General features: G+C 67.7%; 20 protein-coding genes and 1 tRNA gene. 8 read left to right on the top strand and 13 right to left on the bottom strand.

The window, feature by feature from the left end:
• Positions 1–75: 75 nt before the first annotated feature.
• On the top strand, positions 76–978 hold the full coding sequence (locus N8888_RS18055; protein WP_053518115.1) for a LysR family transcriptional regulator: 903 nt from the start codon (positions 76–78) through the stop codon (positions 976–978).
• Between the two features lie 92 nt (positions 979–1,070).
• Here N8888_RS18055 and N8888_RS18050 read toward each other — a convergent pair whose 3' ends face one another.
• Positions 1,071–3,191, bottom strand: a complete 2,121-nt coding sequence (locus N8888_RS18050; RefSeq protein WP_263176373.1) for a methyl-accepting chemotaxis protein — start codon at positions 3,189–3,191, stop codon at positions 1,071–1,073.
• 184 nt (positions 3,192–3,375) lie between these two features.
• On the opposite strand from N8888_RS18050, the gene N8888_RS18045 reads away from it, so the two are divergent.
• Positions 3,376–3,831, top strand: a complete 456-nt coding sequence (locus N8888_RS18045; protein WP_053518119.1) for an Rrf2 family transcriptional regulator — start codon at positions 3,376–3,378, stop codon at positions 3,829–3,831.
• Entirely contained in the window at positions 3,821–4,723 is a 903-nt protein-coding gene (locus N8888_RS18040) for an NAD(P)/FAD-dependent oxidoreductase (protein WP_197600231.1), read from the top strand. The genes N8888_RS18045 and N8888_RS18040 overlap by 11 nt, the downstream gene beginning before the upstream one ends.
• Positions 4,724–4,771: 48 nt before the next feature.
• Here N8888_RS18040 and N8888_RS18035 read toward each other — a convergent pair whose 3' ends face one another.
• The 4 genes from N8888_RS18035 to N8888_RS18020 form a co-directional block, all read right to left on the bottom strand.
• Positions 4,772–5,992, bottom strand: coding sequence for an RtcB family protein (locus N8888_RS18035; protein ID WP_263176371.1), 1,221 nt, complete (start codon positions 5,990–5,992; stop codon positions 4,772–4,774).
• A 56-nt stretch (positions 5,993–6,048) separates the two neighbouring features.
• Positions 6,049–7,173 (bottom strand): slipin family protein, encoded by a 1,125-nt coding sequence (locus N8888_RS18030; RefSeq protein ID WP_111187196.1) that lies wholly within the window; start codon positions 7,171–7,173, stop codon positions 6,049–6,051.
• A 356-nt stretch (positions 7,174–7,529) separates the two neighbouring features.
• Positions 7,530–7,603 (bottom strand) — tRNA-Gln (locus tag N8888_RS18025).
• A 647-nt stretch (positions 7,604–8,250) separates the two neighbouring features.
• The gene (locus N8888_RS18020) at positions 8,251–9,207 is read right to left on the bottom strand and encodes an aldo/keto reductase (protein WP_053518125.1); all 957 of its coding nucleotides are present in this window, start codon (positions 9,205–9,207) and stop codon (positions 8,251–8,253) included.
• A 170-nt stretch (positions 9,208–9,377) separates the two neighbouring features.
• On the opposite strand from N8888_RS18020, the gene N8888_RS18015 reads away from it, so the two are divergent.
• From N8888_RS18015 to N8888_RS18005, 3 genes are all read left to right on the top strand, one after another.
• Positions 9,378–10,235, top strand: coding sequence for a class I SAM-dependent methyltransferase (locus tag N8888_RS18015; RefSeq protein WP_263176369.1), 858 nt, complete (start codon positions 9,378–9,380; stop codon positions 10,233–10,235).
• A gap of 85 nt (positions 10,236–10,320) precedes the next feature.
• Positions 10,321–10,581 (top strand): hypothetical protein, encoded by a 261-nt coding sequence (locus N8888_RS18010; RefSeq protein WP_065181442.1) that lies wholly within the window; start codon positions 10,321–10,323, stop codon positions 10,579–10,581.
• A gap of 68 nt (positions 10,582–10,649) precedes the next feature.
• Positions 10,650–11,189: a pseudouridine synthase gene (locus tag N8888_RS18005; RefSeq protein ID WP_263178439.1), complete on the top strand. Its 540-nt coding sequence runs from the start codon at positions 10,650–10,652 to the stop codon at positions 11,187–11,189.
• A 59-nt stretch (positions 11,190–11,248) separates the two neighbouring features.
• Here the strand turns inward: N8888_RS18005 and N8888_RS18000 are convergent, their stop codons facing one another.
• Complete coding sequence (locus N8888_RS18000; RefSeq protein ID WP_065174291.1) at positions 11,249–11,638, bottom strand: hypothetical protein; 390 nt, start codon at positions 11,636–11,638, stop codon at positions 11,249–11,251.
• A 118-nt stretch (positions 11,639–11,756) separates the two neighbouring features.
• On the bottom strand, positions 11,757–14,261 hold the full coding sequence (hrpB, locus tag N8888_RS17995; protein ID WP_263176368.1) for an ATP-dependent helicase HrpB: 2,505 nt from the start codon (positions 14,259–14,261) through the stop codon (positions 11,757–11,759).
• 67 nt (positions 14,262–14,328) lie between these two features.
• Here hrpB and N8888_RS17990 point away from each other — a divergent pair, with 67 nt between their 5' ends.
• Entirely contained in the window at positions 14,329–15,141 is an 813-nt protein-coding gene (locus N8888_RS17990; protein ID WP_065174512.1) for a TatD family hydrolase, read from the top strand.
• Here N8888_RS17990 and N8888_RS17985 read toward each other — a convergent pair.
• The 4 genes from N8888_RS17985 to N8888_RS17970 form a co-directional block, all read right to left on the bottom strand.
• Positions 15,132–16,064 (bottom strand): Rossmann-fold NAD(P)-binding domain-containing protein, encoded by a 933-nt coding sequence (locus N8888_RS17985; protein ID WP_263176367.1) that lies wholly within the window; start codon positions 16,062–16,064, stop codon positions 15,132–15,134. The genes N8888_RS17990 and N8888_RS17985 overlap by 10 nt on opposite strands.
• A complete protein-coding gene (gene panE, locus N8888_RS17980; protein ID WP_263176365.1) occupies positions 16,061–16,999 on the bottom strand; it encodes a 2-dehydropantoate 2-reductase in 939 nt (312 codons plus the stop codon). Before panE ends, N8888_RS17985 begins: the two co-directional genes overlap by 4 nt.
• Before the next feature lie 71 nt (positions 17,000–17,070).
• Complete coding sequence (locus N8888_RS17975) at positions 17,071–17,862, bottom strand: ABC transporter permease (protein WP_053519566.1); 792 nt, start codon at positions 17,860–17,862, stop codon at positions 17,071–17,073.
• Positions 17,859–18,827 (bottom strand): ABC transporter ATP-binding protein, encoded by a 969-nt coding sequence (locus tag N8888_RS17970; protein ID WP_164150561.1) that lies wholly within the window; start codon positions 18,825–18,827, stop codon positions 17,859–17,861. The genes N8888_RS17975 and N8888_RS17970 overlap by 4 nt, the downstream gene beginning before the upstream one ends.
• Before the next feature lie 84 nt (positions 18,828–18,911).
• Here N8888_RS17970 and N8888_RS17965 point away from each other — a divergent pair, with 84 nt between their 5' ends.
• Positions 18,912–19,661 (top strand): ferredoxin--NADP reductase, encoded by a 750-nt coding sequence (locus N8888_RS17965; RefSeq protein ID WP_080375334.1) that lies wholly within the window; start codon positions 18,912–18,914, stop codon positions 19,659–19,661.
• 50 nt (positions 19,662–19,711) lie between these two features.
• Here the strand turns inward: N8888_RS17965 and N8888_RS17960 are convergent, their stop codons facing one another.
• Together N8888_RS17960 and N8888_RS17955 are read right to left on the bottom strand one after the other, a co-directional pair.
• Positions 19,712–20,881: a lytic polysaccharide monooxygenase gene (locus N8888_RS17960; protein ID WP_263176362.1), complete on the bottom strand. Its 1,170-nt coding sequence runs from the start codon at positions 20,879–20,881 to the stop codon at positions 19,712–19,714.
• 213 nt (positions 20,882–21,094) lie between these two features.
• Entirely contained in the window at positions 21,095–21,595 is a 501-nt protein-coding gene (locus N8888_RS17955) for a DUF1203 domain-containing protein (protein WP_111187199.1), read from the bottom strand.
• Positions 21,596–21,647 lie beyond the last annotated feature (52 nt).

Here is a 21,647-nt window from a genome sequence, read left to right as displayed (position 1 = left end):
GTGTGCGCGGCCCACCTTTGTCGAAAAACCGGTCTTCACGCCAATCACTCTTGCCTGGTGGTCAATAATGGCGCCATGAAGACCACCCTCGATGAAATGCAGGCCTTTCTGGCCGTGATCGACAGCGGTTCGATCAGTGCCGCCGCCGAGCAGCTGGGTCAGACCCCTTCCGGGGTGAGCCGGGCGCTTGGGCGGCTGGAGGACAAGCTGGGCACCACCCTGCTGACCCGTACCACGCGCCGGCTGCACCTGACCGCCGAAGGCGAGGCCTACCTGCGCCATGCACGGGCGATCATCGACGCGGTGGAGTCGGCCGAAGAGCAGATGGCGGCGCGCCGCGAGCGCCCGGCTGGACGCCTGCGGGTGGATGCGGCCATGCCGTTCGTGCTGCACGTGATCGTCCCCCTGGTGGCGGGCTACCGCGCGCGATACCCGGAGGTGCAGCTGGAGTTGAACAGTTCCGAACGCTACATCGACCTGCTGGAACGACGCACCGACGTGGCCATCCGCATCGGCCCACTGGCCGACTCAACGCTGCACGCGCGCTCGCTGGGCCGCTGCCGGCTGCAGCTGCTGGCCAGCCCGGGCTACCTGGCCGAGCACGGTGAACCGGCCAGCGTGGCGGCGCTGGGTCAGCACACGCTGCTGGGATTCAATGAACCCGAATCGCTGAACCGCTGGCCCGTGCCGGGCGACGCCGACGGCCAGCTGCTGGTACGGCCGGACATCGCCGTATCCAGCGGCGAGACCCTGCGCCGGTTGGCGGTGGAAGGGGTGGGCATCACCTGCCTGTCGGACTTCGTCACCGAACGCGACCGTGCTGCCGGCACGCTGGTGCCGGTACTGGCTGCACAGACGCTGGATGTCTACCAGCCGATCCACGCCGTGTACTACCGCAACACGGCGGTCTCGGCGCGGATCAGCTCGTTCCTGGACCATCTCGGTGACGCGATGGTGCAGTCGGATTACCTGCGCTGAGGCATGCCGCGCTCGCCGGGCATGGCCCGGCGTTACCTGCGCGTTCGGCAGAGCCGGACCCATGCTCGGCTGCACAGGGTCCATGCAGTCCTTCAGGCCGCGCGCGCCAGCGCATCGCCGCTCGCCGCGGGGGGCGACAGATTGAACACATCCACCGCGTCCATCAACCGGTCCGCCTGCTGCTCCAGGCTGCGCGCGGCGGCGCTGGCCTCTTCCACCAGCGCGGCATTCTGCTGGGTCGCGCCGTCCATCTGCACCACGGTCTGGTTGACCTGTTCGATGCCTGCACTCTGTTCCTGCGACGCGGCGGAGATCTCGGCCATGATGTCGGTCACGCGCTGCACCGAGGCGACGATCTCGGCCATGGTCATGCCCGCCTGGCGCACGCGTTGTGCGCCATCGGCTACCTGGTCCACCGAGGTATCGATCAGCGTCTTGATCTCCTTGGCCGCATTGGCTGAACGCTGCGCCAGCGTACGCACCTCACTGGCCACCACGGCGAAGCCCCGGCCCTGCTCACCGGCACGCGCAGCCTCCACCGCTGCGTTCAACGCCAGGATATTGGTCTGGAAGGCGATGCCATCGATCACGCTGATGATGTCGGCGATCTGCCGCGAAGAGGCCTCGATCGCCCCCATCGTCGCCACCACCTGCGTGACCACCTCGCCGCCCTGCGAGGCAACCTCGTGCGCGCCGATCGCAAGCTGGTTGGCCTGGCGTGCGTGCTCGGCGTTCTGGCGCACGGTGGAGGTCAGTTCCTCCATCGATGCTGCCGTCTCCTCCAGGTTGGCAGCCTGCTGCTCGGTGCGGCGCGACAGGTCGTTGTTGCCGGCGGCGATCTCGGCGGCCGCGGCATGGATGCTGCCCGAAGTGTGCTTGATGTCGGTGACGATGGTGGCCAGCTGCGCCGCAGTCGTGTTGGCATCGCCAGCGATGCGGGCGAACACGCCCTGGAAGCTGCCGTGCATGCGCGCGCCAAGCCGGCCATCGGCAATCGCGCGCAGCATCGTTGAGACCTCGCCGAGATTCTGCTCGGTGGTCTGCATGAGCTGGTTCAGGCCCTCCACCATCGCGCGGAAGTCATGCTCGAAGCGCGCGCTGTCACCGCGCTGGCTGAAATCGCCGGCCGCAGCGGCGGCGGCAAGGCGGCGGATCTCGCCGTTGATGGTGCCAAGGTTGGCCTTGGCAGTATCCAGCGCTTCGGTGATGACGGCCTTCTCGCCTGGCAGGCGCTCCATGTCCTCGCTGAGATCGCCCACCGCATAGCGGCCCATGATCGTGATCGCGCGCATCTTCACCCGGATGTGCGCGTCGACCAGCGCGTTGCTGTCGGCCACCATGGTTCCGAATGCGCCAGGGAAGGCGCTGGCATCCATGCGATAGCTGATCGAGCCGGCGTCATGCGCCTTCGCCATTGCCGCCTGCGCCTCGAGCACGCCGCCCACCGTGGCCTGCACGGCCTGCATGGCCTGCGCCAGCCGGCCCACTTCATCGCGGCTGCGAACCTGCACGACGTGCTGCAGGTCGCCAGCGGCCACGGCGCGCGCAGCCGCCTCCACCGCCAGCACCGGTTGCACCACCGCGCGGCGCAGCCACCAGGCCAGGCCCATCAGCAGCAGCGCAGCGGCGACCACGGTCAGCACCGCGCACAGCAGCAGCATCTGCCTTGCCTGCTGCGCGCGCGTGGCCACCGCGGCCTCGGCCACCCGGGTGGCCTGCGTGCTCAGCGCGTCCAGCGATGCGGCCACCGCGCGGTCCTTGCCCCGCACCAGGGTATCGCCGGCAGTGGCATCGTAGCCGGCAGCAGCAAACGCCTGCAGTGCAGCGTGATAGTCCTTCTGCAGCTGCGCATGCAGGCCAGCGAAGGCGAGGGCGAGCTCGCGCGTACGGGTATCGGGGCTGCCGGCCAGCCCGCGTGCCAGTCCATCGACGATTCTGCCTTCGCTGTCGAATGCATCCAGATGACGCTGGCGCAGGACCGGATCGTGGCCCCGCAGCAGCACGTTCTTCCATTCCTGCACCTGGCCACGGAACTCGCGCTGCAGGCGTTCGGCATCGCGGCCATGGGCGACTTCGGCAGGCACCTCGGCAGACAGCTTCAGCCAGGCCGACGCCAGGCCGGCCAACGCACACAGCAGGATGACGGCGAGGCCAAGGGATACGGCGCCGAGCAGCTTCGTCTGCAGTCGCGGCGCATGGGGAGAGGCATTCATGGGGCGAGATCTCGGAAGGGGGGCGATGCGGTATCGACCTGATCTCGCGTGCTCTGAAGTGCGATAAGGATCACATTATCGTTTCGTTCAACGAGGTGAAGGAAATGTTTCATAGGACAGATGTGTCCATATGGAACGAAACAGGACGCTCGACAGGGGATATAAATGTAACTATTGTTGTTACATGAAATCCTCGAACCCGCTTTCCGACGCGCTGCACGTGATGGCCCATCTCGTGGGCCAGCAGGGGCCGCGCACCTCCGAACAGCTGGCCATGTGCCTGCCGACCCATCCGGTGGTGATCCGCCGGCTGCTGGCACAGATGCACAAGGCCGGGTTGGTGCGCAGCACACGCGGGCACGGCGGTGGCAGCCAGCTGGCGCGCGATGCCACCCGCATCACCCTGCACGACATCTACCTGGCGGTCGGCGCACCGCCGCTGGTGCAGATCGGCACACGCGGCGCAGGTCGTGGCTGCCCGATCCAGCAACTGGTCGATTCGGCGCTGCTCGATGGTGCCCGCGAAGCGCAGCGATTGCTGGAACACCGCCTGCAGTCCACCACGCTCGACCAGCTCGGCGCGGAGTTCGCGCGCCACCTCGCCCATCACCGCTCCCTGGAAGGACACCATGAATCCTGAAGTGATCATCGTCGGCGGCAGTTACGCCGGCATCGCCGCGGGCCTGATCCTGGCCCGCGCACGCCGCGCGGTCACCGTCATCGACGCCGGCCTGCCCCGCAACCGTGCGGCCAGCCATTCGCATGGCGTCATCGGCCTGGACGGCATCAGTGGTGCCGAGCTGTTGAAGACGGCGCGCCAGCAGCTGCTGGACTATCCCAGCGTGCGCTGGATCCATGCCGAGGCCGCGCACGCCACCGCCAGCCCCGACGGTGTCGAGGTCCGCACCGCGGATGGCCAGGTGCTGGCCGCACGCAAGCTGCTGCTGGCCAGTGGCATCAGTGACCAGCTGCCGGACCTGCCCGGCCTGGCCGAGCGCTGGGGCAGCACCGTGCTGCATTGTCCCTACTGCCATGGCTACGAAGTCGGCGGCGGAGCGATCGGCGTGCTCGGCGGCCATCCGATGTCGGCCGGCAAGGCACCGCTGTTCGCCGACTGGGGCAATGTCACCTTCTTCAGCCAGGCGGGGGAGATCAGTGAGGAGGAACGCGTGGCCATGCAGCAGCGTGGCGTGCAGATCGAGATCTCGCCGGTGATTGCCGTGCAGGGCGACCAGCCGACCTGGCTGGAAGTGGAACTGGCCGATGGCCGTCGCATCGCCCAGCGCGCGCTGTTCGTTCCAGCCACCCAGGCGATGGCCACGCCGCTGGTGCAGCAGCTGGGCTGCGCGCTGGTCGAAAGCCCGCTCGGCGTGCTGATCGAGGTGGACGCGATGAAGCAGACCTCGGTGCCGAACGTGTACGCCGCAGGCGACGCGACCACGGTTGGCAATATCACCCTGGCCGCCGCCGAAGGGGTGCGTGCCGGGATCGGCGTACATCACGCGCTGGTCAGCGAAGACAGCATCGGGTGACGGAAAGGGCCGGATTCCGCTCTCTTGAACGACACCCGGCCCGCCCCATCAGCCTTTGACGCACAGCACCTGGCGCAGTGTGTGGACCACGTCCACCAGGTCGAGCTGGGCGGCCATCACGTCGTCGATCGACTTGTACGCCGCCGGCGATTCATCCAGCACGCCGCTGTCCTTGCGGCATTCCACATGCGCGGTCGCCTCGCGGTGCTGGGCCAGGGTGATCCGCTCGCGTGCCGTGCCGCGGCTCATCACCCGGCCTGCGCCGTGGCTGCAGCTGTGGAAACTGTCTGCATTGCCCTTGCCACGCACGATGTAGCTGCGCGTGCCCATGCTGCCGGGGATGATGCCCAGCTCGCCCTGGCGTGCACTGACCGCACCCTTGCGGGTGACCAGCAGTTCCTGCCCGGCGTGCGTTTCCTTCTGCACGTAGTTGTGGTGGCAGTTGACGGCCATCGCCGCCAGCCGGAACGGCGGCAGCCGATGCCGCATCTCGGCCAGCACGCGCGCCATCATCGCCTCGCGATTGTGCCGCGCGTAGTCCTGCGCCCAGGACACCGCTTCCACGTAGTCGTCGAACAGCGGCTCGCCTTCCATGAAGAAGGCCAGGTCCTTGTCAGGCAGATGGAAGCCGAGCACGCGGCGCTCCAGCTCGCGACGCGCCTGCTCGATGAAGTACGTGCCGATCAGGTTGCCGGTGCCACGCGAGCCGCTGTGCAGCATTACCCACACGGCATCCGTTTCATCCAGGCACAGCTCGATGAAGTGGTTGCCACCTCCCAGCGTGCCCAGCTGGCGATCGAGCTTGTCGGTGCGGATCCGGCGATGCCTGTCCTTGATCTTCTCCAGGCCAGCGGCCAGGCCGGACTGCACCAGCCGCGTGTGGATGCTGTCGGGCATGCGCTGATGCTCGCCACCGCGACCGTTGCCGACCGGGATGCTGCGCTCGATGCTGTTGCGCAGCTGCCGCAGGTCATCGGGCAGGTCGTTGGCCTGCAGCGTCGTGCGCACCGCGGCCATGCCGCAGCCGATGTCCACGCCCACCGCCGCCGGAATGATCGCCCCGCGGGTCGGGATCACCGAGCCGACGGTCGCGCCCTTTCCCAGGTGCACGTCCGGCATCACGGCCACCCAGGGCCCGACGAATGGAATGGCGGCGATGTTGCGCAGCTGCTCATGGGCCTGCGCTTCCAGCGGCACGCCGTTCACCCAGCCCTTGATCGGCGTGGTGCCCTCGGCATGCAGCCATTGATAGGTGTGTTGAGTTTCCATGTTGCAATCCATCTCCTTGATGGGCCGGCGGCGCGTCCCTGCGCCGCCCCAGCCCCCTACTTCATCGTCACCAGCTGCTTCAGCACGCCATCCAGGCCGCCGAACACGGTGAGCTTGTCGATCTTCTCGGTGACCTTCTCCAGCGCCTCCAGCTCCTTCAGCCGCATCAGCACCGGGTTGTCCTCGATCAGCCTGGCGGTATTGAGCTGCGAGCGGGTGGCGTTGGCCTCTTCGCGGCGGCGGATCACGCTGGCCTGTGCCTGCTTCTCGGCCAGCACCACGCCGTTGAGGATCTCCTTCATCTCGCCCGGCAGGATCACGTCCTTGATGCCGACACCCAGCAGCTGCACACCGTGGCCCTCGATCGCGGCGCGCACGTGCGCGGCGATCTCACCGTCCAGCGCCGCCTTCTCGCCCAGCAGCTCATCCAGGCTGCGCGTGGCGATTGCCTGGCGCAGGCCGAACTGCAGCTGCCGGTAGATGAACTCGTCGGCGTTGCTGAGCGTGCGGTGTGCACGCACCGGGTCGACCACCTGCACGGTCGCGGCCAGGTTCACCCGCAGGGTCACCTTGTCGCGGCTGAGCAGCTCCTGGCCGGACACGTCGAGCGAACGCGCACGCAGTTCGACGCGCTCCACCGACACGTTGCCGTTGAAATTCCAGAACGCGTGCAGTCCGGCATCCAGGGTCTGTCGCAGCGTACCGTCGATGAACAGCAGGCCGACCGATTCGCTCGGCACGGTGCTGATCACCGCCACGCGCGGCAGTACGCCCAGCTGGCCCAGGCGCTGCTGCACGTTGGCCGGCACGCGCGGTTCGTCACCCAGGGCCATCACGCGCACCTCGGTGTCGACCGAACCCCGCCAGTACAGATGGCGGCTGCCAGGCGGCAGGACATCGTCGATACGGCCATTGCGCAGCAGCAGACCGACCTGTGCAGCGCCGATATCGGCCAGCACGAAGTGTTCGTGCAGCTGTGCTCCCAGCGCGTCGATCAGGCTGTCCTGGTCGCTGCCGCTGTAGGCGCTGCCCTTCGATGCGTTGTGCACGGTCACGTGCGGCGAGCCGCCGAACCGCGACAGGCGGTGCACGCCCGGCAGCAGCACCTGCTGGAAACGACGGTTGCGATACACCAGGCCGCGCTCGCCGTCGCCGATCACGACCTTGATGGTCCAGAACATGGGAGTCTCTCCTTGTATGGCTCTGGTGGTTCGACCCGATGGAAATCCATCGCCGCGACCCGGGCCGATCAGGTCGTGGCGAGGCGGCCTGCACACCCCGTGCAGGCCGCGGAAGAGGGCGGCCACCGGTGGACGGTCCGCGCGCGGAGCCTTCGGTGCGCCGGCAGTACCGCCATGGGCGCCGCCGGCAGGCAGCACCGGGGTGGACCAAGGCGGGCAGTGACGGCGGACCGGGGCCCGGCGTGCGGTCCGTTGCTTCCACTTCTCCGCCCGAAGGCGATGTCCGTGGATGGCGACGATGGCCGCTGGGACGTGCGTCCCGGGTGTTGCTTCAAGTCATGACGTGACAGGTCATGTGGTTTGGAGTGGGAATTGAACCCACGACAGACGGACTCAGGATCCGTTGCTCTGACCAGGCTGAGCTATCCAGTTGGGAACCGCGCGGAATCGAACCGCGTGCCGGCGAACCGGCGCCTGCGACCAGCAGGCGATCCAGGCGAGGGCATGTCCGCGACCTCCGGCATACGCTACGGCAGCGCCGCGCGCACCAGCCCGCCATTGAAGCGGGACCGTTGGAAAATCGAGGGTGCAGGCCATCGACATTATCGGCGGGCGATAATGTTGTGAGGCGATGCAGATAATGTCCGGGCACGGCCGCCCGCGCGAAGATAAACTCCGGCGTGCAGGTAATGGCCGATCAGTGTGCGGCGGAATGCCGCGCGGGGTGCAGTTCTGGCATCGCGGGTCCTTGTGCCGACGCAAACGAAAACGCCCCCGGGACATGCGTTCCGAGGGCGTCGTCAAGCCTCGGAGATCGGGGTGGCCGATCTCCGCAGGGCGGGTATCAGGCCGTTGTGGGCAGTGCTTCCTTGCCGGACGCGCGCGCCAGCACATCCATGCGCAGGCATGGCAGCAGTGTGGCGATGGCGGAGAAATGCGCGTTCAAGGGAAACATCCAGGCGGGTGTTGAAACGAGGTGCGCACGATAAACCACGATTTAGTCGTGCGCAACCATTTTGTTGAATTATTTTCTTCTGCCCGATGCCGGAGCCGGCCGGCGACCGGCCCCGGCCAATCTCAGCCTTCCGCGCTTGCCGCGTCCAGCTGCGCGACATCCTGCACGCTCAGCGATACATTCGCCGCGGCCAGCAGGTCGTGCAACTGTTCGACGCTGGTGGCGCTGACGATCGGCGCGGTGATCGACGGCCGTGCGATCTGCCATGCCAGTGCGATCTGTGCCGGGCTGGCAGTGTGCTTGCTGGCCACGTCATCCAGCGCTTCCAGGATGCGCAGGCCGCGCGGGTTGAGATAACGCTTCACCACGTTCTCGCCCCGCGCCGGGCTTTTGCCCGCATCGGCTGCCGTGCGGTACTTGCCGCTCAGGAAGCCGCTGGCCAGTGCGTAATAGCCGATCACGCCGATCTGCTCGCGCTGCACCAGCGGTTCCAGCGCGGTCTCGTAGCCGGCGCGGTCGTAGAGGTTGTACTCCGGCTGCAGGGTTTCGTAACGCGGCAGCTTGTAATCGGTGGATACCTTCAGCGCATCGGCCAGGCGGGTGGCGCTGTAGTTGGAGGCACCGATGGCGCGCACCTTGCCGGCTTCGATCAGGCGACCGAACGCGGCCAGCGTGGCTTCCAGCGGTGTCGACTCATCATCCTCGTGGGCCTGGTACAGATCGATCACATCGGTCTGCAGGCGACGCAGCGAGTCTTCCACCGCCGCATTGATGTTGTCCGGGGTCAGCCCCGGGCGCTCGGCCCATTTGCCGACCTTGGTCGCCAGCACCACCTTCTCGCGCTTGCCGCTGCGGGCGAACCACCTGCCGATCAGCGTTTCCGATTCGCCGCCCACATTGCCGGGCACCCAGGCCGAGTACACGTCGGCGGTGTCGACCAGGTTGAAGCCGGCGTCGACGAAGGCATCGAGCAGGGCGAAGCTGGCCTTCTCGTCGGCGCTCCAGCCGAACACATTGCCTCCGAAGGCGAGCGGACGTACATGCAGGCCGGAACGGCCCAGTTCACGGGTTGCCGTCATGGGCACGGTCTCCTTGGGGGAAGTGCTCCAGAATAGAACGCGTTGTGTTACCGCGCTGCGGCGCTGACCACAAAACAGTGTTCCGCGACGGGCGCGCGGCTAACGATTTGTGAACACCTGGCGCGCGGTGACTGCTAGTCTCGCCGCATCATTCCGCTGGAGTCTCCCCGATGATGCCTGCTTCGTCCCTGCGTGGTTACCGCCTGTTGCTTGCTTCCGCCCTGCTTGCCGCCATGCCCGCGTATGCTGCGCCGACCGTGGTGGCGCCGGCGCAGATCCAGGTGTCGCCCGCCATCGACGCTGCGGTGAAGGCGTCGACCCGTGATCCGGCCAACGTCAAGCGTGATGGCTACCGTCATCCGGCACAGTCGCTGGCCTTCTTCTCGGTGGCACCGGAGAAGACCGTCATCGAAATCACTCCGGGCAACGGTTGGTATTCGGAAATCCTCGCGCCGCTGCTGCATGACAAGGGCCGGTACGTGGCAGCCGTGGTCGACCCGATGGCGGTGGCAGAAGGTCGTGGCCGCGACTACCAGCAGCGCAGCCGCGATGGCCTGGAGAAGAAGTTCGCCGGTGCGCCGGCACAGTTCGGCAAAGCAGTCGTGGTCGCCTACGATCCGGCCAAGCCGGTGTTCGGACCGGCCAACTCGGCCGATGTGGTGCTGACCTTCCGCAACGTGCACAACTGGCGCAAGGCCGGCCAGGCGCAGGGCATGTTCCAGGGCTTCTTCAACGTGCTCAAGCCGGGCGGCGTGCTGGGCGTGGTGGAGCACCGCGCCAAGGCCGATGTGGCCGACGATGATGACACTGGTTATGTCGGCCAGCAGCAGGTGATCGCCTTGGCCGAGGCCGCCGGCTTCAGGTTGGATGCGCGCAGCGAGATCAATGCCAACCCGCGCGACACCAAGGATCATCCCAACGGCGTGTGGACCCTGCCGCCGACCAACCAGCATGACAAGGCCGACGCCGCGAAGTACCAGGCCATCGGCGAAAGCGATCGCATGACCCTGCGCTTCATCAAGCCCTGAGTCGAAGCCTCGCAGCCGCAAGCGGCAATGGACACACGTGTATCCGCCGGGCCTGGCCCGGCGCGACAGTCAAAGGAGTGAGCGGTTGAAGAAGATCCTGTACATCGTGATCGCAGTACTGGTGCTGGTACGCCTGTTCGACTTCGCCTTCCATGGCGGCAATACCTATGACCTGCTGGGCGCGGTGGGGTTCGCGGTGCTGTTGATCGGCATCCTGCAGGATGAACGCGCGCGCCGTGCGAGCCCGCCATTGGCGTCCCAGCGGCGGCGGGCGGCGATCGCATCGGCCTGTGGCATTGCGCTGGTGCTTGTTTCGTTCCTGCTGAAGTGGAAGGTCTTCGGCTGAGGCGCCCGTGATCGCGATGGCAGCGCCGGGATGGGACAATGCCGCATCCACCGCCTGCCGTGCCTGCGATGCTGATTGCCTTCAACAAGCCGTTCAATGTGCTGTGCCAGTTCACCGATCGCAGCGTCCCGCCGCGCCCGACCCTGGCGGGGTTCGGCCTGCCGCCGCGTGTCTATGCGGCCGGCCGGCTAGATCATGACAGCGAAGGCCTGCTGCTGCTGACCGACAACGGTCCCTTGGCGCACAGGTTGACCGACCCGAAGCACAAGGCCGACAAGACCTACTGGGTGCAGGTGGAAGGCACGCCTGGCGAGGAACAGCTGCAGCGCCTGCGCAGCGGCGTGATCCTCAATGATGGGCCGACCCTGCCGGCGAAGGTCGAACCGCTCGATCCCGCGCCGGAGCTGTGGACGCGCGATCCGCCCGTGCGCTTCCGCAAGACCGTTGCCGATACCTGGCTGGCGATCACGATCCGCGAAGGGCGCAACCGCCAGGTACGGCGGATGACCGCCGCCGTGAACCTGCCCACCCTGCGCCTGGTGCGGGTGGCAATGGGTCCTTACCGGCTGGATGATCTGCGCCCCGGACAGTGGCGGCAGATCGGCTGAAACGAAACGGGCCGGAGATCACCCACAGGCGATCTCCGGCCCGGATGCAGCCGCCTGCCTCAGGCGTCGCTGCCGATATCGCTGTGCTCGTCGACCACGGTGTCGTTGCGGCGGTCGCGGGCACTGATGCGCTGCGCCTGGCCATCAACGACCTGACCATTGGCCGCCTTCTTCTTCTGCTGCTTGCGATACAGGGCATAGCCGAGCAGACCCACACCCACTGCCGCGGCGGCGATGGTCACTGCCGGATTGCGGCGGGCGAACTTGGTGGCAACCTTGCCACCGGTCTTCACTGCGCCCAGTGCCGCTCCCGTCTTGATCCAGTCGCTGGCCTGCGGGCCCAGATGGCGCAGGCTGCCGCCGGCACTCTTCAGGCCGTCGCCCGCGGTGTGGGCCAGGTCCAGGGCGCGCTCCAGGGCGCGGTCGGTAATCACGGTCAGTCTGCTCATGCGGGGGTCCTTTGCCTCGGGTCGAAGTCCAGTGTGGCGCGTTGCCCGTAAACGGTATGTCAGTCGGGCAGTCACACGGCGTGACTCTACGCGCTCCATTCAGGATCAGGCAGGATTGCTATGTTCCCCGTGGTTTGGCCCGGTGGGTGGCGGTGGCCGTCCACGGGTCGTCCGGCCAGGGATGGCGGGGATAGCGGCCCTTCATCTCTTTCTTCACCTCGGCATAGGTGTTTTCCCAGAAGTTGCGTAGGTCCTGGGTGACCTGCAGCGGACGACCGCCGGGTGACAGCAGGTGCAGGGTCAGTGGCACGCGCCCATCGGCGATGCGGGGAGTGTCTGCCAGTCCGAACAACTCCTGCAGCTTCACGGCCAGCACCGGTGGCAGCGGTTCGCCGGACTCGCTGTCCAGTGCATAGGTGATGGGCCGCTCCAGCCCGGAGGGCACAGTGATGCGGGTTGGCGCATGCCGCTCCACGAGCTGCCGCTGTGACCATGCCAGGGGCGACTTCAGCGCTTCTGCGAAGCTGGCTTCGTCCAGCGCATCGAGGCGGCTCTTGCCGGCAAACGCAGGCTGCAGCCACTGCGCGCGGGTGGCGAGCAGCGTGGCATCGCTGCAGTCGGGCAGCTCCAGCTCGGGCATCCAGCGACGCAGCGACTCCATCCGTGCCTGCCATTGGCGCAGGGCCTCGGTCCACGGCAGTGCCTGCAGGCCGAGCTCGGCAACAGCCTCGGTCAAGGCGCCGGCCGCGTGTTCCGGGTCGACCCGGCCCGCCGAGCGACTGTCCAGCACGATGCGATCGAAGCGGGTTTCGCGCAGTGCGACCAGCGCACGCCGTTCGCCGTCCCAGCGCACCGTGTCGGTGGTGACGAAGCGCTGCGGGTAGATCCTGCGCAGATGGTCCTCATCGACCGGCGCGGCGCGCAGCAGAAGCGCATCGCGGGCCTCGAAACGCAGTTCGCTGGCGACCAGCCACGGTTCGCCACGCAGATCGCTCAGTTCATGCAGGCGCGCGCTGCGCCCGTTGGCGAGCAGGTAGCGCAGCGGATCGCCCGGATGCTGGAAGCCGATGCGATCGGGAAAAGCGTGCGCCAGCAGATCGCCCAGCGCGTGCGCTTCGATGCTGGCAGGGGGCGCGGCATCGCAGCGCAGCCGACGCCGCCACTGGCGCGCGGCGGCATCAATGGCAGCCAGTCCACCACGACTGGCATCGGCCGGCGCGCGGCCAGCACGGAACGCGGCCAGCGCGCGCCAGCGTGCCGCCAGTGCGTCGCCGCCCTGGCGCAGGGGGTCGCGTGCTTCCAGCAGCGCCGCCAGATCGGCCGCCAGCGCCTGTGCGTGCGGGTCAGGGGCGGCGAGCAGCATCGCAGCCATGCGTGGATGGGTACCCAGCGCCAGCACGCGTCGGCCCAAGGCGGTGATCGCGCCCGACTCCGACAACGCGCCCAGGCGGTGCAGCAGCTCGCGCGCCGCACCCATCGGTCCGCTTGGGGGCGGATCGAGAAAGCGCAGGTCGCTGCTGCCCCACGCCGCCAGCTCCAGCGCCAGTCCTGCCAGTTCGACCTGGTCGATCTCGGCACGCCGCTGAGGCTCCAGCCGCTGCGACTGCGGCCACAGGCGCCAGGCCACGCCCTCGGCCACGCGGCCGGCACGACCGGCACGCTGGTCGGCCGAGGCCTGCGCAATGGCCACCACGTCCAGGCGGGTGAAGCCGCTGTTCGGGTCATAGCGGGGCTCGCGTGCCAGGCCGCTGTCGATCACCACGCGCACGCCGGGCAGGGTCACCGAGGATTCGGCCACGTTGGTGGCCAGCACCACGCGGCGGCGGCCCTCATCTGCGGGTTGCAGCACGCGCGCCTGCTGCTCCACCGGCAGTTCGCCATGCAGTGCCAGGACCTCGGTGTTGCCGCCGATCGATTCCTGCAGACCGGCCTGCACGCGGGCGATCTCCCGCTGGCCAGGCAGGAACACCAGCACGTCGCCCGGGTGCTCGACCAGCGCCTGCTGCACTGCGCGGCGGACCTGCAGTTCCAGCGATTCTTCGCGACGCGCCGGGAAGTGGCTGACGGTCACGGGGTAGCTGCGGCCCTCGCTGCTCAAGCGGGGTGCGTCGAGGAAGCGTGCCAGCCGCTCGCCATCCAGGGTCGCCGACATGACCACCAGCCGCAGGTCGTGGCGCAGCTGTGCCTGTACGTCCAGCGCCAGTGCCAATCCCAGGTCGCCGCTGAGGTGGCGCTCATGGAACTCGTCGAACAGGATCGCGCCCACCTGTTCCAGCAACGGGTCGTCCTGCAGCATGCGGGTCAGGATGCCTTCGGTCACCACCTCGATGCGGGTGCGCGCGGACACCCGGTTCTCGAAGCGGATGCGGTAGCCGACGGTATCGCCGACCTCCTCGCCGAGCTGCCTTGCCATGAACATCGCTGCGCTGCGCGCGGCCACCCGGCGCGGCTCCAGCAGGATGATCCTGCGGCCCTGCAGCCACGGTGCATCGAGCAGCGCCAGCGGTACCTGGGTGGTCTTGCCGGCGCCCGGTGGTGCCTCCAGCACGAGCCGTGGCTGTGCGGCCAGATGCTGCTGGATCTGCGGCAGCAGCGGAGAAATGGGGAAGTGCGGGGCGTTCATGCGCAAAGGATAAGGGGCCACGCTGGGCGCGGGTACAATGCGCAGGCACATTTCCTCCGCGATGACCATGCACCTGATCGATATCGGCGCCAATCTGACCCACGACTCCTTCGACCGCGACCGCGACGCCGTGCTGCAGCGTGCCCGCCAGGCCGGGGTGGTGCAGATGGTGGTCACGGGGGCCAGCCGCGAGCACTCTCCGCTGGCGCTGCAGCTGGCCCAGCAGCATCCGGGATTCCTGTATGCGACGGCCGGCGTACACCCGCATCATGCGGTGGAGTACACCGAAGAATGCGATGCGGAGATGCGCGCCCTGCATGCCCACCCGGAAGTGGTGGCGGTCGGCGAGTGCGGACTGGACTACTTCCGTGACTTCTCGCCGCGACCTGCCCAGCACCGTGCGTTCGAGCGCCAGCTGCAGCTGGCGGCGGAGAACGGCAAGCCGCTGTTCCTGCACCAGCGCGACGCGCACGCCGACTTCATGGCGCAGATGAAGAACTTCGAGGGTCGCCTCGGGCCGGCGGTGGTGCACTGCTTCACCGGTGAACGGGAGGAGTTGTTTGATTACCTCGACCAGGACTGGTACATCGGCATCACCGGCTGGCTCTGCGACGAGCGTCGCGGGGCGCACCTGCGCGAGCTGGTGAAGAGCATTCCAGCCGATCGCCTGATGATCGAGACCGATGCGCCGTACCTGCTGCCGCGCACGCTCAAGCCGATGCCGAAGGATCGCCGCAACGAACCGATGTTCCTTTCGCACATCGTCGAGGAGTTGGCCCGTGATCGTGGCGAGGATGTCGTGCTGACCGCAGCCCATGCCACGGCGGCGGCCCGTGCCTTCTTCCGGCTGCCCGACGCCGACACTACACGTCAGCCGTGAATGCCCGGATCCGGTGACGCTCGGCCATGCCCGGCGAGCGAAGCGGCAAGATCCGTCAGCCCTTCCCGATACGTCGGAAACTGCGGCGCCCACCCCAGCGCTTCGCGCGTACCGCGGCTGTCGATGCGCTTGCTGCCTTCGTAGAAGCGGCGCAGGGCCGGGCTCAGCGCCGGGTCGTCCCACGCCATTGCCGGTGGCATCGCAAAGCCTCCCAGCTGCGCGGCGAAGGCCAGCACGTCCTGTGGCGGTGCCGGCTCATCGTCGCTGGGCAGGTACAGCGCCTGCAGGGTGGGTCGCCGCATCGCCGCGATGATCACCGCCACCAGGTCCTGTACATGCAGGCGGTTGAACAGCAGGCCCGGCTTCAGCACATGGCGGGCACGTCCCTGCGCGAGCTGCACCAGTGCGTTGCGGCCGGGACCATACAGCCCGGGCAGCCGGAACACTGCCGAGGCGATGCCGCGCCGGCTGGCCAGTGCGCGCCATTGCGACTCCGCGCGCAGGCGCTGCAGGCCCGCAGGCCCGGTGGCGTCGGCCACGCTGTCCGCATCGATCCAGCCGCCCTGGCGGTCGCCGTACACCGACGTCGACGACAGATAGCCCACCCACTGCAATGCGGGACTGTCTTCCAGTGCCGTGCGCAGCATGCGCACTGCCGGGTCGCCGTCGGCATCGGGCGGTATGCTGCCCAGCACCGCATCGGCGCGCGCGATGTCATCCAGAAGCGCGGGTGCAGGGGCTGTGCCAGCGCAGAGTCGATGGCAGCGCAGGCCATCGACGGCTGCCGTGGCCGGATCGCGTACGGTGCCGGCGACCTGCACGCCCAGCGCTTCCAGGCGAGCCGCCAGTACGCGCCCGCTCCAGCCCATGCCCAGGATCAGCACCCGTCCGGGCAACGGACCGGCGGGCAGCGTCAGGCTCACGCCCGGCGCTGCGCCTGGTAGGCCTGCAGGCTGCTGTAGGCGACCTGCAGCAGCACGCCCTGCTGGCCGGCGCTGCGTGCACGCGCCAGCATGTCACCGACGATGTGGCCGGCCTCCACCTGCTGCCCGGCCTCCAGGTCACGCAACATCGAGGCCTTCAATGCCGAGCCGGCCTGGGTCAACGTGCCGCGCGCAGTGTCCTGCGCTGCCGCCGGGACTGCCTCACCGGCCGCCTCCGCCACGGCCAGGCACTCGTCGTACAGGCCCTGCACGATGGCCGTGCCATCATCGGTCGCGACAATCGTGCCGATGTCCGCGCGCAACAGGCAGGTCGCCGCGGCAAGCGCAGTGAGGAAGGTGTACTTGATCCACTGCTCCTGGCCGATGCGTTCGCTGGCCAGGTGATCGAGGTTGGCCTGCGTGCAGGCGGCTGCGAAGGCACGCACGCGCGCCGAGAGCGCGCCACCGTCGCGTTCCCCGAAGGTGAGCTTGGCGGGTTTCCCCAGATGCACCACCGCACCGTCCGGTGCCTTGGTCGCACTGATGAAGCACAGCCCGCCCAGCACCGCCTCGCGGCCGAAGCGTGCATCCAGATCGTTGTAGTGATGCAGCCCGTTGAGGATCGGCAGCACGGTGGTGAGGGGGCCCACCGCCGGCGCGATGGCCTCGATCGAGCTGTCCAGGTCGTAGGCCTTGCAGCTGAGGATGACCAGGTCGAAGGGCCTCTCCCGGGCCAGCGCGGGCAGCGCATCGGCTGTCACGTGCTGCACCGGGAATGCGGCATCGCCGACTGGACTGCGGATCACCAGTCCATCGCGTGCAAGCTGCCCGGCGCGGGCAGGGCGGACCAGGAAGGTCACGTCCACACCGGCCTGGGCCAAACGGCCGCCGAAGTAACCGCCGGTACCGCCGGCGCCGAGAATCAGGATGCGCATTGCACGTTCACCGTTGTCTGCGGAACCAATGTTGCGGGTGTGCCGGGGATCGCGATCCCGGCGATCGGCGCTCAGCTGCGCATGCCCACGCCGCGGCGCAGCAGCCACAGCGCCACCGCCGTCAGCACCACCACGAAGCCGATCATCAGCGCATACGCGACCCACAGCGGCACGTCACTGCTGCCCAGCAGGCCGTAGCGGAACGCGTTGACCATGTAGAAGATCGGGTTCGCATGGGTCGCCGCTTCAGCCCAGGCCGGCAGCAGCTTCACCGAATAGAACACGCCGCCCAGATAGGTCAGCGGGGTCAGGATGAAGGTCGGAACGATCGCCACGTCGTCGAACTTCTTCGCGTACACGGCATTGATGAAGCCGGCCAGCGAGAAGATGGTGGCGCCCAGCAGCACCGTGGTCAGTGTCACCAGCGGGTGCGGGATGCGCACGGGGGTGAAGAACATCGCGATGATCAGCACGATCACGCCGACCATCAGGCCGCGCAGTACCGCACCGGCCACGTAACCCCACAGGATCACCCAGTTCGGCATCGGGCTCACCAGCAGCTCTTCCACGTGGCGGCCGAACTTGGCGCCGAAGAAGGACGAGCTGATGTTGCCGTAGCTGTTCTGGATCACGCTCATCATGACCAGCCCGGGCACGATGAACTGCATGTAGCTGTACCCGCCCATCTCGCCCACGCGCGAGCCGATCAGGCCGCCGAAGATGAGGAAGTACAGGGTCATGGTGATCGCCGGCGGCACCAGCGTCTGGCCCCAGATGCGCATGATCCGGGTCACTTCGCGGCGCACGATGGTCAGCAGCGCGACGCGGTTGCGCTGGCCGTCGGTCAGCTCGGTGGTGCTCATGCGGATTTCTCCTGATTGCCGGTGAGGCGCACGAACAGCTCCTCCAGGCGGTTGCTCTTGGTACGCATCGAGCGCACGCGGATGCCGGCTTCATTCAGCGCGGCGAACACGCGGTTCAGATCCATCGCCCGTGGCATGTCGATGTCCAGCGTGTGCGCGTCGGGCGCGCTGAGGGTTGCGCCCTCGATCGCCGGCAGTTGCACCGGCAGATCGCCATCGATGTCCAGCAGGAAGCCTTCCACGTCCAGCTTGGCCAGCAGCGCACGCATCGGCCCCTGCTCGACGATCCGGCCGTGGTTGATGATCGCCAGATGCCGGCACAGGTACTCGGCCTCCTCCAGGTAGTGGGTGGTGAGGATGATCGTCGTGCCAGCCGCATTGATCTCCTTCAGCACCCGCCACATGTCGCGGCGGATCTCGATGTCCACGCCCGCGGTCGGCTCATCCAGGATCAGCAGGCGGGGACGCGTCATCATCGCGCGGGCGATCATCAGCCGGCGCTTCATGCCGCCGGACAGGGTGCGGCTCATCACCTGCGCCTTCTCCCACAGATGGGCACGCTTGAGTTCCTCTTCCGCGCGCTGCTCCGCTTCCTCGCGCGGTACGCCATAGAAGCCGGCGTAGTTCACAAGAATGTCGAAGGGTTTTTCGAACAGGTTGAAGTTGATCTCCTGCGGCACCAGGCCGATCAGGCGCATGGTCGCGCTGCGGTTGCGCACCAGGTCGCTGCCGAACACCTCCACCTGGCCCTCGCTGAGGTTGACCAGGGAGCTGATGATGCCGATCAGGGTGGACTTGCCAGCCCCGTTGGGGCCCAGCAGGGCGAAGAAGTCGCCCGGGGCGACCTCCAGCGAGACCCCCTTCAGGGCCTGGGTTCCGTTGTCGTAGGTTTTGCGCAGGTCGCGCACGCGCAGGGCGGGCGCCGTATCGTTCAGGGATGCCAAGCTCGAAGCCTTCGCGCCTATGGGCTGGCGCTGGAGAGGGGCGGGGAAGGGCTATTATAGAAGACCCCGAGGGCTTGCCCCGGCTACACACTGTCCCGAAAAGTCGTGCCTGTTCAATTCCCCCTCAAGCTGGTCGGCCGCCGCATGCTGGCCCCGACCGTCGGCCACTACCAGTTCGTGCGCGACGATGGCCAGCCGCTGGATTTCCAGCCCGGCCAGTTCATCCAGGTCCATTTCAGCTACGCCGATGGCACCGAGACCAAGCGCAGCTATTCCCTGGCCACCCTGCATGATCACGCACTGGGGCCCGGCGAAGCCGTGGATATCGCGGTCAGTTTCGTGCCCGGCGGCGCCGCTACAGCGCTGTTCGAGGCGCTGGAAACCGGCGGCCAGATCAGCGCGTCCGGCCCGTACGGGCGGTTCTGCCTGAACCCCGGCGATCACAACGCGCGCTATCTGCTGATCGCCACCGGTACCGGCGTGACCCCCTATCGCTCGATGCTGCCACTGCTGGAAAGGGCCATGACCGAACGCGGCGTGCAGGTCGTCCTGCTGCAGGGTGCACGCAGCCCGGGCGAACTGCTGTACAGCGAAGATTTCTACAGTTTCGCCGAAAAACACGCGAACTTCCGCTATGTTCCGTGCCTGTCGCGGGAGTTGCCGGAACAGGCCCACGCCGACGTCCATCATGGCTACGTGCAGCAGGCCCTGGCTGGTTTCACGCCGGACCCGGCCACCGATATCGCCTACCTGTGCGGCAACCCGGACATGGTCGATGCCTGCGCCGAGCTGCTCAAGGCGGCCGGGCTGGGCAACCCGCAGATCCGCCGCGAGAAGTACGTCAGCAGCAAGTGAGTGCGCTGCGGAGAGGCGGCGCCAGCCGCCTCCCGCAGACCGCGCCGGTCTCAGTACGGCACCCAGGCATCACGCCAGGCTGCGCCCACGCCCGGCCGGTACGCGTCGGCGTTGACGTTGCACCACGCGCCTTCAGGGAACGGGCGGCAGGCATACAGCCGGCCATCGCTGCCCTTCACCACGCTCTGCCCGGGCACATAGCTGCCGATGCCTGCCGGGTACACGTAGTCGAAGTCGCCGCCCGGCGAAGGCGTGCCCGGATCGGGTACCCGGGTGTCCAGCTGGAAGCGGTTGCCTTCTTTCAGATAGACCCGGTTGCCGGTCGCCGACGCCGTCGGCGTGATCGTGCCGTTGGACAGTACGCCCACCCGAGCGTGCTGGCTGGCGCCATTGACCTTGCGGGCCAGCACCAGCGGCCACTGCGTGGCCGCCGTCTGGCCGCTGGCCAGTGTGGCCTCCACCCGCTCCACATCGTTGCCGCTGGCGTTGAACACGCGCAGCGCCAGGACGGTGCCGACCGGCAGATCGCCACGCGCGGTGAGCGGGCCGGCATCCTGCCACTGCGATGCCGGGGGAGTGCTGCCGCCCTCGAAACGCACATCCATGCAGGTGTAGAACGCTTCGGTCGAATCCGCGCGCTGCCACGTGTTGTAGATCACGTGCTGGCCCGTGCGCTGTGGCAGCGGGCACTGCAGCCTGTACGTGCCATCGGCGGACAGCGGGGTGTTGCCCAGTGTGCAGAACTCCTGCAGGTCCGCCCAGCGCAGAGGACTGCCCGGTGTCCAGCCTTCGCGGGTAACGAAGAATCGCCAGTCACGCGTGGCATGCGGTGCGGTGGCCTTGAACACGAAGGTGAACCTGCCGTTCGCATCGGGTTGGATCGGCGTGGTCTGCCAATCACTGCGGTTCAGATCCAGGCCGCGGAAGGTCGGGTTGTTGCCGCTGCACAGCGTGCCGTCGGGTACGACGGCCTGATGGTTGCCATTGGCGTTGGCCTGGTTGATGCCGTTCCAGTCGTAGAACGCCTGCGAGCCGGCGAGTGCTTTCGCGGCGGCGCAGGCCGGGTTGGTTGGATTCTCCGGATTGCCCTGGAAACAAGCGTAGACGCGACTGGCCGGCGTGGTCATGGTGCCGTGCGCGAATGCGCTGCTGGCCAGGCAGATCAGGCCGGCGGCTGCGAATGAGCTGGCCAGCACAACACGTGTGGATCGGAATGACATGGCGCATCCTTGTGGTCGTCGATGGGAACGGTGACCGCAGGCGTTGCGCTGCGCAGCGGACGGTCGGCGGCACCTCGGCGAGTATCGAGGTGCGCTGCATCGCGCGGTACCTTGGAAGTGCCGTTCCGTGACTGCCTGCGTGAAGCCTTTCCCACAGGCTTCACGCAGGCCTGAACGGATGCGCAGAAGGTCACGCGTCGTGCGTGGTGCCGATCACGCGACGCCGTGTGTCAGCGCGTCCTGATCCACCCGGTCCGCCTGGCACGAAAAACACCCGTAGCCTGCGTTGTGCAACTGCACGAAGGCCACCGCGGGATCGGCGAACAGCACATCGAGCTGCACCCCGACCTCGTTGCCGGGGCAGACCTGCCCGCTGATCATCAGTGCATCCTCGTCGTAGGCGCGCAGTGAGATAAGCCGTCGCTCGACGTAGGGCGGAACGACCCCGGCGGGCAGGACGCAGCGCGTAGCGCCGCGCTGCACGAAGATCGGACCGGACGCGCGATAGGGCGAGTGCGTGGCCAGGTGGGTATGGGGCAGCAGAAGCAGTTCGGCGCCACTTGGGGGGTCGGACAGGCTGACCCGGCACGGATGGCCGCCGCGATCCCCGGCCCAGCGTCGCAGGATGCCCTGCGCAGCCAGCGCGCGGTCGCTCTGTTCGAACAGGTGTTGGAAGGGGCGGTGATCGAGGCCGCTGAGGTACCACGCGTTCATGGGAATCTCCTGGGTTCTCCATGAGTCTGCGTGGCCGACGGCTGCGCTGCTC

This window comes from Stenotrophomonas maltophilia (genome assembly GCF_025642255.1).
Classification (GTDB): Bacteria; Pseudomonadota; Gammaproteobacteria; order Xanthomonadales; family Xanthomonadaceae; genus Stenotrophomonas; species Stenotrophomonas maltophilia_P.
Note: the sequence above shows the minus strand (reverse complement) of the source record. Positions and strands in the feature narration are given on the sequence as shown.

What these genes read in the sequence shown, in the direction of transcription:
- N8888_RS18045 (WP_053518119.1), top strand. Translation starts at nt 3,376, where the DNA reads ATGAAATCCTCGAACCCGCTTTCCGACGCGCTGCACGTGATGGCCCAT.
- N8888_RS18035 (WP_263176371.1), bottom strand. Translation starts at nt 5,992, where the DNA reads ATGGAAACTCAACACACCTATCAATGGCTGCATGCCGAGGGCACCACG.
- N8888_RS17975 (WP_053519566.1), bottom strand. Translation starts at nt 17,862, where the DNA reads ATGAGCACCACCGAGCTGACCGACGGCCAGCGCAACCGCGTCGCGCTG.
- N8888_RS18050 (WP_263176373.1), bottom strand. Translation starts at nt 3,191, where the DNA reads ATGAATGCCTCTCCCCATGCGCCGCGACTGCAGACGAAGCTGCTCGGC.
- panE (WP_263176365.1), bottom strand. Translation starts at nt 16,999, where the DNA reads ATGCGCATCCTGATTCTCGGCGCCGGCGGTACCGGCGGTTACTTCGGC.
- N8888_RS18015 (WP_263176369.1), top strand. Translation starts at nt 9,378, where the DNA reads ATGATGCCTGCTTCGTCCCTGCGTGGTTACCGCCTGTTGCTTGCTTCC.
- N8888_RS18000 (WP_065174291.1), bottom strand. Translation starts at nt 11,638, where the DNA reads ATGAGCAGACTGACCGTGATTACCGACCGCGCCCTGGAGCGCGCCCTG.
- N8888_RS18005 (WP_263178439.1), top strand. Translation starts at nt 10,650, where the DNA reads ATGCTGATTGCCTTCAACAAGCCGTTCAATGTGCTGTGCCAGTTCACC.
- N8888_RS18040 (WP_197600231.1), top strand. Translation starts at nt 3,821, where the DNA reads ATGAATCCTGAAGTGATCATCGTCGGCGGCAGTTACGCCGGCATCGCC.
- N8888_RS18055 (WP_053518115.1), top strand. Translation starts at nt 76, where the DNA reads ATGAAGACCACCCTCGATGAAATGCAGGCCTTTCTGGCCGTGATCGAC.
- N8888_RS18020 (WP_053518125.1), bottom strand. Translation starts at nt 9,207, where the DNA reads ATGACGGCAACCCGTGAACTGGGCCGTTCCGGCCTGCATGTACGTCCG.
- N8888_RS17960 (WP_263176362.1), bottom strand. Translation starts at nt 20,881, where the DNA reads ATGTCATTCCGATCCACACGTGTTGTGCTGGCCAGCTCATTCGCAGCC.
- N8888_RS18030 (WP_111187196.1), bottom strand. Translation starts at nt 7,173, where the DNA reads ATGTTCTGGACCATCAAGGTCGTGATCGGCGACGGCGAGCGCGGCCTG.
- N8888_RS17990 (WP_065174512.1), top strand. Translation starts at nt 14,329, where the DNA reads ATGCACCTGATCGATATCGGCGCCAATCTGACCCACGACTCCTTCGAC.
- N8888_RS17955 (WP_111187199.1), bottom strand. Translation starts at nt 21,595, where the DNA reads ATGAACGCGTGGTACCTCAGCGGCCTCGATCACCGCCCCTTCCAACAC.
- hrpB (WP_263176368.1), bottom strand. Translation starts at nt 14,261, where the DNA reads ATGAACGCCCCGCACTTCCCCATTTCTCCGCTGCTGCCGCAGATCCAG.